This window comes from Luteimonas sp. TWI382, from assembly GCF_039674545.1.
Taxonomy (GTDB): domain Bacteria; phylum Pseudomonadota; class Gammaproteobacteria; order Xanthomonadales; family Xanthomonadaceae; genus Luteimonas.
In genome coordinates this window covers 169,525-180,000 of record NZ_JBDJNS010000002.1, presented here as the reverse complement: position 1 = coordinate 180,000, position 10,476 = coordinate 169,525, and the positions used below count along the sequence as shown (strand labels likewise).

Annotated in this window: 7 protein-coding genes, 1 tRNA gene and 2 rRNA genes (1 of these 10 only partly in view); 8 read left to right on the top strand and 2 right to left on the bottom strand. The window is 67.2% G+C overall.

What is annotated here, in order from left to right:
- The 7 genes from ABE505_RS02210 to hemC all read left to right on the top strand — a co-directional run.
- Positions 1 to 2,083: ribosomal RNA gene (locus ABE505_RS02210) — 23S ribosomal RNA — on the top strand; it begins 796 nt to the left of the window's first position.
- Between the two features lie 167 nt (positions 2,084 to 2,250).
- Positions 2,251 to 2,364, top strand: a 5S ribosomal RNA gene (gene rrf / locus ABE505_RS02205).
- A gap of 382 nt (positions 2,365 to 2,746) precedes the next feature.
- Positions 2,747 to 2,822 (top strand) — tRNA-Ile (locus ABE505_RS02200).
- Positions 2,823 to 2,977: 155 nt separating this feature from the next.
- The gene (mdoH, locus tag ABE505_RS02195; RefSeq protein ID WP_346441785.1) at positions 2,978 to 4,876 is read left to right on the top strand and encodes a glucans biosynthesis glucosyltransferase MdoH; all 1,899 of its coding nucleotides are present in this window, start codon (positions 2,978 to 2,980) and stop codon (positions 4,874 to 4,876) included.
- A 60-nt stretch (positions 4,877 to 4,936) separates the two neighbouring features.
- On the top strand, positions 4,937 to 5,617 hold the full coding sequence (locus ABE505_RS02190) for an alpha/beta hydrolase (RefSeq protein ID WP_346441784.1): 681 nt from the start codon (positions 4,937 to 4,939) through the stop codon (positions 5,615 to 5,617).
- Positions 5,618 to 5,807: 190 nt separating this feature from the next.
- Positions 5,808 to 6,533 carry a LytTR family DNA-binding domain-containing protein gene (locus ABE505_RS02185; RefSeq protein ID WP_346441783.1) on the top strand — a complete coding sequence of 242 codons (726 nt, stop codon included), beginning with the start codon at positions 5,808 to 5,810 and terminating at the stop codon, positions 6,531 to 6,533.
- Positions 6,534 to 6,584: 51 nt separating this feature from the next.
- Complete coding sequence (gene hemC / locus ABE505_RS02180; protein ID WP_346441782.1) at positions 6,585 to 7,496, top strand: hydroxymethylbilane synthase; 912 nt, start codon at positions 6,585 to 6,587, stop codon at positions 7,494 to 7,496.
- 27 nt (positions 7,497 to 7,523) lie between these two features.
- On the opposite strand, the gene ABE505_RS02175 is transcribed toward hemC, so the two are convergent.
- Complete coding sequence (locus tag ABE505_RS02175) at positions 7,524 to 8,216, bottom strand: DUF481 domain-containing protein (protein WP_346441781.1); 693 nt, start codon at positions 8,214 to 8,216, stop codon at positions 7,524 to 7,526.
- Between the two features lie 164 nt (positions 8,217 to 8,380).
- On the opposite strand from ABE505_RS02175, the gene ABE505_RS02170 reads away from it, so the two are divergent.
- Positions 8,381 to 9,778, top strand: coding sequence for an FAD-dependent oxidoreductase (locus ABE505_RS02170; RefSeq protein ID WP_346441780.1), 1,398 nt, complete (start codon positions 8,381 to 8,383; stop codon positions 9,776 to 9,778).
- A 15-nt stretch (positions 9,779 to 9,793) separates the two neighbouring features.
- Here ABE505_RS02170 and ABE505_RS02165 read toward each other — a convergent pair whose 3' ends face one another.
- Positions 9,794 to 10,396, bottom strand: a complete 603-nt coding sequence (locus ABE505_RS02165) for a hypothetical protein (protein WP_346441779.1) — start codon at positions 10,394 to 10,396, stop codon at positions 9,794 to 9,796.
- Between the last annotated feature and the right edge of the window lie 80 nt (positions 10,397 to 10,476).

Here is a 10,476-nt window from a genome sequence, read left to right as displayed (position 1 = left end):
CCTCGAAAGCTATTTAGGTAGCGCCTCATGTGAATCTTCCTGGGGGTAGAGCACTGTTATGGCTAGGGGGTCATTGCGACTTACCAAACCATTGCAAACTCCGAATACCAGGACAGAATGCATGGGAGACACACGGCGGGTGCTAACGTCCGTCGTGAAAAGGGAAACAACCCAGACCCACAGCTAAGGTCCCAAATTATCACTAAGTGGGAAACGATGTGGAAAGGCACAGACAGCCAGGAGGTTGGCTTAGAAGCAGCCATCCTTTAAAGAAAGCGTAATAGCTCACTGGTCGAGTCGGTCTGCGCGGAAGATTTAACGGGGCTAAGTGATAAACCGAAGCTTGGGGTGCACAACTTGTTGTGCGCGGTAGAGGAGCGTTCCGTAAGCCGTCGAAGGCGGATTGAGAAGTCCGTTGGAGGTATCGGAAGTGCGAATGCTGACATGAGTAACGATAATGAGGGTGAAAAGCCCTCACGCCGAAAGCCCAAGGTTTCCTTGCGCAACGTTAATCGACGCAGGGTGAGTCGGCCCCTAAGGCGAGGCAGAAATGCGTAGTCGATGGGAAGCTGGTTAATATTCCAGCACCTCGCATAAGTGCGATGGGGGGACGGAGAAGGTTAGGTCTACCAGGCGTTGGTTGTCCTGGAGAAAGGCGGTAGGAGTGGGTCTTAGGCAAATCCGGGACCCTTTAACTCCGAGCACCGAGACGAGCTCATTAGAGCGAAGTGACTGATACCACGCTTCCAGGAAAAGCCCCTAAGCTTCAGCTTATGCAGACCGTACCGTAAACCGACACAGGTGGGTAGGAAGAGAATTCTCAGGCGCTTGAGAGAACTCGGGTGAAGGAACTAGGCAACATAGCACCGTAACTTCGGGAGAAGGTGCGCCCTTGATCGTGGCTCGTGCGAGCTAGAGCGATCGAGGGCCGCAGTGACCAGGCCGCTGCGACTGTTTATCAAAAACACAGGACTCTGCAAACACGAAAGTGGACGTATAGGGTCTGACGCCTGCCCGGTGCCGGAAGGTTAATTGATGGGGTCAGCCGCAAGGCGAAGCTCTTGATCGAAGCCCCGGTAAACGGCGGCCGTAACTATAACGGTCCTAAGGTAGCGAAATTCCTTGTCGGGTAAGTTCCGACCTGCACGAATGGCGTAACGATGGCGGCGCTGTCTCCACCCGAGACTCAGTGAAATTGAAATCGCTGTGAAGATGCAGCGTTCCCGTGGCAAGACGGAAAGACCCCGTGAACCTTTACTATAGCTTTACACTGAACGTTGAGTTCGTCTGTGTAGGATAGGTGGGAGGCTATGAAACTGTGGCGCTAGCTGCAGCGGAGCCAACCTTGAAATACCACCCTGTCGTGCTTGACGTTCTAACCTAGGTCCGTTATCCGGATCGGGGACCGTGTATGGTGGGTAGTTTGACTGGGGCGGTCTCCTCCCAAAGAGTAACGGAGGAGCTCGAAGGTACGCTCAGCGCGGTCGGACATCGCGCACTGTGTGCAAAGGCATAAGCGTGCTTGACTGCAAGATCGACGGATCAAGCAGGTAGGAAACTAGGACTTAGTGATCCGGTGGTTCTGTATGGAAGGGCCATCGCTCAACGGATAAAAGGTACTCCGGGGATAACAGGCTGATACCGCCCAAGAGTTCATATCGACGGCGGTGTTTGGCACCTCGATGTCGGCTCATCACATCCTGGGGCTGTAGTCGGTCCCAAGGGTATGGCTGTTCGCCATTTAAAGTGGTACGCGAGCTGGGTTCAGAACGTCGTGAGACAGTTCGGTCCCTATCTGCCATGGGCGTTGGAGATTTGAGAGGGGCTGCTCCTAGTACGAGAGGACCGGAGTGGACGAACCTCTGGTGTTCCGGTTGTCACGCCAGTGGCACTGCCGGGTAGCTATGTTCGGAAGCGATAACCGCTGAAAGCATCTAAGCGGGAAGCGCGCCTCAAGATGAGATCTCCCGGGAGCTTGACTCCCCTGAAGGAACCATCAAGACCAGGTGGTTGATAGGCTGGGTGTGTAAGTACAGCAATGTATTGAGCTAACCAGTACTAATGATCCGTGTGGCTTGACCATATAACCTCAAGTTGCTTCGCAATCCGAAGCATCCTTGGCCCTACGACACGTACAGTCGTCCCAATGTTCGCTACTTCCCAACCTCTGAGAGCGTGAGCGCTGTCGGTCCCAATTCGAGCGGAGCATTCCCTCGAAACATCGACCGACCGGCGACCCTCCACCCTCTCCCTGGTGACAATAGCTGTATGGAACCACCCGATCCCATTCCGAACTCGGAAGTGAAACGTACATGCGCCGATGGTAGTGTGCATCTAGCATGCGAGAGTAGGTCATCGCCAGGGTCTTTACCCAAAACCCCCGCCGGTTATCCGGCGGGGGTTTTTCTTTGCGCCGCTTCGTTGTTTGCCGCGGGCACCAGCCCGACTTACTTCGGAAGGTCCGGTCGCCTGCTTGCTTCGGGCGGGCAGCAGCCCGCCGCCCGGTAGCCGCTCTTCCCTCGGCAAGGCATCCTGCCTTGACTCGGGCGCGCGCTATCCATGGCGCGCTTGACGCAGCCACCGGCCGCCAGGCCGCCACCAGCTACTCGAGAAATCGGTTCAGCGCCGCAGACGGTGCAGTTGCGCCAAGTCCTCCGCCACAGATGCGTCGCGGGGCCAGGCGAGTGCTGCTGAGTTGATATCCGTGGTGTGCACAGAGCCCGGCTTGGTACGATGCGTCCGGCACGGGCCTATAGCTCAATGGTTAGAGCAGAGGACTCATAATCCTTTGGTTCCAGGTTCGAGTCCTGGTGGGCCCACCAGCCAACGCAACGTTTCGCGAAACCCTTACATCCGCATCGTTACATTGCGGCACTACCTGAATGCGATGCGGCGGAACGATGATGCTCGACCCTGATCGATTGGCGGCAGCTGTGGCGCGCTCCGCCAGCTCCGAGCGCGCCTTGCGGTACAGCGCATGAGCGCGCCTGCACCGCCGGGGATCCGGCCGTCGCCGGCGCCTCTGCCGCCCGAACATCCGATTCCCATGCCGGTGCAGTCGCTGCGCACCGGGCGCTTGGTGTCGCCGAGCCTGCCCAGCGCGCCGCGCGGGATGGGCTGGCGGCGCGCTGCGATCGTGGGAGTGACCGGCGGCCTGACCGTCCTGGCCACCTATCAGATCTGGTGGCTGTTGCGGATCGGCGGCATCGATGTGCTCGAGGGCTTGCTGCTGGCGGTGTTCGTGCCGTTGTTTGCCTGGATCGCGCAGTCGTTCGCCAGTTCGCTGGCGGGTTTTGCGATCGTGCTGCTGCGCCGGCCGGCGCGGCTGGGTATCGATGCCCGGGATCCGTTGCCGGTTCTGGCCTCGCGCACCGCGTTGTTGATGCCGACCTACAACGAACACCCCGAGCGGCTGTTCGCCGGGGTCCAGGCGATCTGCGAATCCCTGGCCGAGACGGGGCAGGGCGATCGGTTCGATCTGTTCGTTCTCAGCGACACCCGCGATGCCGGCATCCACGCACGTGAATTGCAGGCCTTTGCGCGGCTGCGTGCGCTGGATCTGGGCGTCACGCTCTACTACCGGCGCCGGGAAGACAACCGCGAGCGCAAGGCCGGCAACATCGCCGATTGGGTGCGGCGCTGGGGCGGGGGCTATCCGCAGTTCCTGATCCTTGATGCCGACAGCCTGATGACCGGCGATACCCTGGTGCGCCTGGCCGGTGCGATGGAGCGCCACGACGATGTCGCGTTGATCCAGACGCTGCCGGTGATCGTCAACGGCACGACGATGTTCGCGCGGATGCAGCAGTTCTCCGGCCGTATGTATGGCCCAGTCATCGCCCAGGGCGTGGCCTGGTGGCACGGCGCGGAAAGCAATTACTGGGGGCACAACGCGATGATCCGCAGCGCCGCGTTCGCCGCCCATGGCGGTCTGCCCGAGCTCCATGGCACCACCCCTTTCCGCGGCACCGTGCTCAGCCACGATTTCGTCGAGGCGGCGCTGTTGCGTCGCGGCGGTTGGGCCTTGCACATGGTGCCGACGCTCGAGGGCAGCTACGAGGAAGGGCCGCCGACGCTGACCGACATGCTGATCCGCGATCGCCGCTGGTGCCAGGGCAACCTGCAGCACGGCGGCGTGCTGCCGGCGCGCGGCCTGCACTGGGTCAACCGCTGGCACATGCTGATCGGCATCGGCCACTATTTGACCGCACCGCTGTGGGCAATGCTGATCCTGGTCGGGCTTGCAGTGCCGCTGCAGCACGGCATGCCCGGCGAAGGCGGCTTCTCGGCGGCAGGCTACTGGATGGCGATCGACGACGGCCGCTTCCTGGGCGTGTTCGTGCTGACGATGGTGTTGTTGTTCGCGCCGAAGATCTTCGGCTACGTCGCCACCTTGAGCGATGCGCGCATGCGCCGTGGCTGCGGCGGGGCCGTGCGCGGGTTCGTCAGCCTGCTGATCGAGAACGTGCTGGCAGCGCTGATGGCGCCGGTCACCATGTACGTGCAGTCGCGCGGCGTGGCCGAGGTGCTGGCAGGGCGCGATTCGGGCTGGGACGCCCAGCAGCGCGACGATGGGCGGCAAACTTACGGCGAGCTGTGGCGCAGCTACCGCGGGACCACGGTCCTCGGTGTCGGCATGGGGATCGTCGCCTGGTGGATATCGCCGGGGCTGGCGCTGTGGATGTCCCCGATGATCATCGGCCTGGCCGGCTCGATTCCGATCGTGCGGTTGACCTCGTCGCGGCGGCTGGGACTGGCGATGCGCCGGGCGCGCCTGTTCGCCACGCCCGAGGAAGCCGCCCCGCCGCGCGTGCTGCTGCGTGCCAGCGAGTTGCGTGCGCAGGCCGAGGCGCCGGTGGCGCCGCGCGCGGATTGACGCGATGCCGCCTGCGGGACCAGCGCTTACACTGACGGGCGGTCCCACGACGACATTCCAATGAACGACGACACCGCATTGCTCGACTGCATCGAACGCGAGACCGGGCCTGCGCCTGCGTGGAGCGTGATCTGGTTGCACGGCCTGGGCGCCGACGGCAACGACTTCGCGCCCATCGTGCCCGAGCTCGTCCGCCCCGACTGGCCGGCCCTGCGTTTCGTGTTTCCCAACGCGCCGGTGCGCCCGGTGACGATCAACAACGGCGTGCGCATGCGGGCCTGGTACGACATCGTCGATATCGACCTGGACAATCGCGCCGACGAGGCCGGTGTGCAGGCGTCGGTGGCCCAGGTCGACGCGCTGATCGCCCGCGAGGCCGAGCGCGGTGTCCCGCCGGCGCGAGTGATCCTGGCCGGCTTTTCGCAGGGCGGCGCGATCACGCTCGCGGCGGGGCTGCGCCGCGGCGTTCCGCTCGGCGGGCTGGTCGGGCTGTCGACCTACCTGCCTGCCGCCGCCACTGCGCACGATGCCCTGGTCAAGGGCGCGGTCGCGCAGCCGGTGTTCATGGCGCACGGCACGCAGGACCCGGTGGTCCCGGCGATCGCCGGGCAGCAGAGCGCCGCGCTGCTGCGCCAGTTCGGCTTCGATGTGCAGTGGCAGACCTATCCGATGCCGCACTCGGTGTGCGCCGAAGAGATCGCCGATCTGGGCGACTGGCTGGGCGCGCGGTTCGCCGGCTGACAGCGGCATCGCCGCATGTGCGGCGGGCGTGGCGCGGGATGCAACGCGATCGGCCTTGCCGTGGCAGGGCGCCTGCAGCGCCGTCAGCGTCCCGCGCACCGGCCCGCTGGCATGCGGATGCCCGTCGGGGCACCATCGCAAGGGCGGGTCGGTAGACCCGGGCACGGTGCCTTGAGGAGAGCGGAAGACCATGAAGGTCGTGATCGCTGACGACGAGCCGCTTGCCCGCGAGCGGCTGCGGACATTGTTGATGCAGGTGCCGGGCGTCGAGGTCGTCGCCGAAGTCGGCGATGGCCGCGCGGCGCTGGACGCCTGCGCGGCACATGCGCCGGCGCTGGTGTTGCTCGACATCGCGATGCCGGGCATCGATGGACTGGAAGCGGCCCGGCATCTCAATACCTTCGAGCCGCGCCCGGCGATCGTGTTCTGCACCGCTTACGACGCCCATGCACTCAAGGCGTTCGAAGCGGCCGCGGTGGATTACCTGGTCAAGCCGGTGCGCGCCGAGCGTCTACAGGCGGCGGTCGAGCGCGCGCGCGCGTTCGTTGCGGGGCGGCAGGCCGCATCGGTCGTCGCCGACCGCCAGCGCACCCACCTGTGTGCCAGGCTGCGCGGCAGCCTCCGGCTGATTCCAGTCGAGGACATCCGCTATCTGCAGGCCGAGGAGAAGTACGTCGTGGTGCATCACGCGCGCGGCGAGGATCTGGTCGAGGAATCGCTCAAGTCGCTCGAAGAGGAGTTCGGCGACCGCTTCGTGCGCATCCACCGCAATTGCCTCGTCGCGCGGAACGAACTGCTGGAACTGCGCCGCGATGCCGAGGGCCACGTCCATGCCGTGCTGCGCCATGCCGAGCGCACGCTCGAGGTCAGCCGGCGCTGTGTGTCGCAGCTGCGCGACGCGGTGCGCCAGCTCTAGCCATCGCTGCGCGGTTCGCGTCCCGGTGCCGGGATCGTCGATAATGGCTGGATGGAACGACTGCGTATCGCCACCCGCAAGAGCCCGCTCGCGTTGTGGCAGAGCGAACACGTCGCCGCGGCCCTGCGCGCGCGCCATCCCGGCCTCGAGGTCGAACTGGTGCCGTTGAGCACGCGCGGTGACGAGGTGCTCGACCGGTCGCTCGCCGCGATCGGGGGCAAGGGCCTGTTCCTCAAGGAGCTGGAGATCGCGATGCAGGCCGGCGATGCCGACTGCGCCGTACATTCGCTCAAGGACGTGCCGATGGAACTCGAGCCGGGGTTCGCGCTGCCGGCAATCCTGGCGCGCGCCGACCATGCCGATGCCTTCGTCAGCAACACGTTTGCATCGATCGACGCCTTGCCCGAGGGCGCGCGCGTGGGCACCTCGTCGCTGCGGCGCCAGGCGCAGCTGCGGGCGCGTCGCCCAGACCTGGAGATCCTGGACCTGCGCGGCAACGTCAACACCCGGCTGGCCAAACTCGACAGCGGACAGTACGACGCGATCGTGCTGGCGTGCGCCGGGCTGCAGAGGCTCGGCCTGGACACCCGCATCCGTGCACGCCTGGATGCGCCCGACTGGCTACCCGCACCGGCCCAGGGCGCGATCGCGATCGAATGCCGCGACGACACGCCGCAACTGCAGGCCCTGGTGGCCGCGCTCGACCATGGCCCCACGCGCCGCTGCGTCGAGGCCGAGCGCGCGATGAACCGCGCTTTGCATGGCAGCTGCCACGTCCCGGTCGCCGCGTTCGCGCGGCTGGACGGCGGGCGGATCCTGCTCGACGGGCTGGTCGGGTCGGCCATCGACGGCCGCGCGGTCCGCGCCGGCGGCGAGGCGCCGGAAGGCGAGGGCGAGGCGCTGGGGTCGGCGGTGGCCGCCCGCCTGCTCGAAGGCGGCGCCGGCGCGTTCCTGCCCGGTTGAGGGCGGCATGACCGCGTAGGCCGCCGGTCAGAACTGGTACTGCACCTTCAGCGAGCTTTCTGTGTTGGTACTGCCGCGGCCGCCGTTGCCCAGGGTGTCGTGGCGCAGCTCGAAGTCCGAGCGCAGCGTCCACTGCGGAAACAGCTCGTAGTCGAACGCCAGCCGCTGCCGCACGAAGGTGTTCTCGCGCCCAGTCTCGACCTGCACCTGCTGGGTGAACGACGCGCGGCGGCCGAGTTCCTGCGACAACTGGACCTGGCCCCGGGCGACCGGCCCAGGTACCGCGGTACCGAAATCGGTGTATGGCTCGATGCGCACGCCGGTGCCGAACTCCAGCCGCAGCGAGGTCTCGGGGCTGCGGATCGCCTCGATCCCGTAGCTGGTGTCCCACTTCACATGGTTGCCGCCGGAACGGAAGCTGTCGCGCTGCGCGAATGGCGAGTACAGCGCGATCGCCGGACGGTCGGGCAGGCGGATGACAGGGGGCGCGACGGACTTGGGGCGGACGCCGGGTGCACGCGGGGCCCAGATCCGGCGCCGCGCTGCACTTGCGGTCCATTCCGCATCGGTGCACTTGAGCCGGAAGCACGGCCGACGCAACGGCACCTGGCGCGTCGCCACGGCGAGCACGGCCGGTTGCTCCGGCGCGGCCGGGAGCGGTTGTGTGTAGATCGGCAGGCCTGCAAAAGCCAGCCACCAGCCAGCGAGCATGACAGCCATTCATGAAATCGATTACAGCCGATTATGCCGAGCGCATCCGATCCTTCCAACCCGAAGGGCCATCGGTTGGCGTGGCGGGTTCAGCTACCGGTTCGCAGTCCGGGGCCGCCGGGCGGCGGGTCGGGACGCGCGATAATGCCTGGTCCGCGTCCAAGGATTTCGCCGTGCCCCAGTCTGCTCCTCCCGATGTCGACGTCGCCGTGATCGGTGGCGGCGCGGCCGGCGCCCTGGTGGCGCTGCACCTGCTCGCGGCCCCGGGCCTGCGCGTGGCGCTGGTCGAGCCGCGTCCGCGCCTGGCCGAGGGGGTGGCGTACTCGACGCCGCGTTTCGAGCACCTGCTCAATGTGAATGCTGCGCGGATGAGCGCATTCGACGATCGGCCGGACGACTTCCTGGCGTTCTTGCGCGAGGCGCCAGCCGCGGCGGCACGCCCGGCCGAGACGTTGCCGGCAACGTTCGCACCGCGCCGCGTGTACGGCGATTACCTGCAGGCGCGGTTGGCAGGCTGCGCGCAGGTCGGCACGCTGCTGCACCTGGCCGAGACCGTCGACGCGGTGCGGCCGGCCGCGTCCGGCTTTGCACTGCGCACCGACGCAGACACCGCGCTGCGCGCGCGGGCGGTGGTGCTGGCGACGGGCGGGGTGCCGGCCGCGCTGCCGGTGTCCGGCGCGAGTGCGGCCGCGCCCGGCACGATCGACGCCTGGGACTACGCGGCGGTCGCTGCGATCGCGCCGGAGGCCGACGTCGCGATCGTGGGTGCGGGCCTGAGCATGGTCGACGTGCTGTTGACGCTGCATGCCAACGGGCATCGCGGGCGGATCGTCGCGATCTCGCGCCATGGGCTGATGCCGCTGGCCCACGCCCCCGGAACGGTGCCGCAGGCCGGCGGCGTCGAGCCGCTGCTGCCGCTGGGCGCGCGCGCGCGCATGCGCCTGTTGCGGCAATGGGCTGCCCAGGCGCAGGCCGAGGGCCGGCCGTGGCAAGACGCGCTCGAGCGGCTGCGCCCGCAGGTGCAGGCGCTGTGGCAGGCCTGGCCGCCGGCCGAGCAGGCCCGCTTCTTGCGCCACGGCGTGCGCCACTGGGACATCCACCGGCATCGCATCGCGCCCGAGGCGGCTGCAGTGGTCGACACGATGCGCCGCGATGGCCGCTTCTCGCTGCATGCCGGCCGGGTGACGGCGGTTGCGGCGCGCGATGACGGGCGGTGGCAGCTCGACTGGCGTCGCCGTCGGCGTAGCGACGACGAACGCCTCGTGGTCGATCGCGTCGTCAACGCCACTGGACTGGAGAAGCGACCGACGCAGGTGCCCGGCACCCTGCCCGCAGCGCTATACGCGCAGGGGATCGCACGGCCCGGGCCGCATGGCATGGGCATCGACACCGACGATGTCGGTGGTGTGCGCGACCGCTCGGGCGCGACGGTGCCGGGGCTGTGGACGTTGGGGATCCCGCGGATCGGCACGCTGTGGGAAAGCATCGCGATGCCCGAGTTGCGCGGCCAGGCTGCACGCGTCGCCGCCGCGGCGCTCGCCCACGTGCGCGAGGTCGGCGCGCGCGACTGAGTCGCGCGCGTCCCGCTACAGGCAGTCGCGCTGCAGCCGGTGCAGTTCCTCCTCGGCCAACGCCCGCCCGGCGCCGAGGTCGGCATTGGCGAGATTGCGGCGGATCTGCGGGCAAGGATCGGTCGGCCCGCCGCCGAACACCAGCGCGCCGATGCCCTCGACCACGTCCTGCGCCGAGATCGGCGCGCGCATCGCGAACGCGCCATCGGGGCGCGGCGGCGCACGATGGCGCAGTGGGTCGGGGATGAAATCGACCGGCGCGGTCTGGGCGCGTGCCCACGCCCTGGCCTGGGCGTGTAACGACGTCGCCGGTGCGGGGGCGTCGGCGGGGGCGGCCGGCGCGATCTCGACCGCAGTCAGGCTGGACCGTGGTGTCGCTGTGGTCGATGGCCCGGAACGCACCAGCGGCGCCTGCGCCGCGCCGGACACAGGCGCTGGGACGACAGACACGGCAGGTGGCACGGGGTCGACCCAGATCACCTGGAGCCGGCGGTCGTCTGTGCGAGGTTTGCGTGGCTCGACAGACCCGGACAGCAGCCAGGCCAGGACCGCCAGGTGGCAGGCGAGCGTGAGTCCTGCGGCGATTCCGCCGGTGCGCTCGCGTCTTGGGGGCGTCATGTCGGGCCGTCTCCTGATCCGCGCGCGAGTCTAGGACCGACCCGTTAGCGAGTGGTTATCCGGCGCGCCATCGCGCCGCG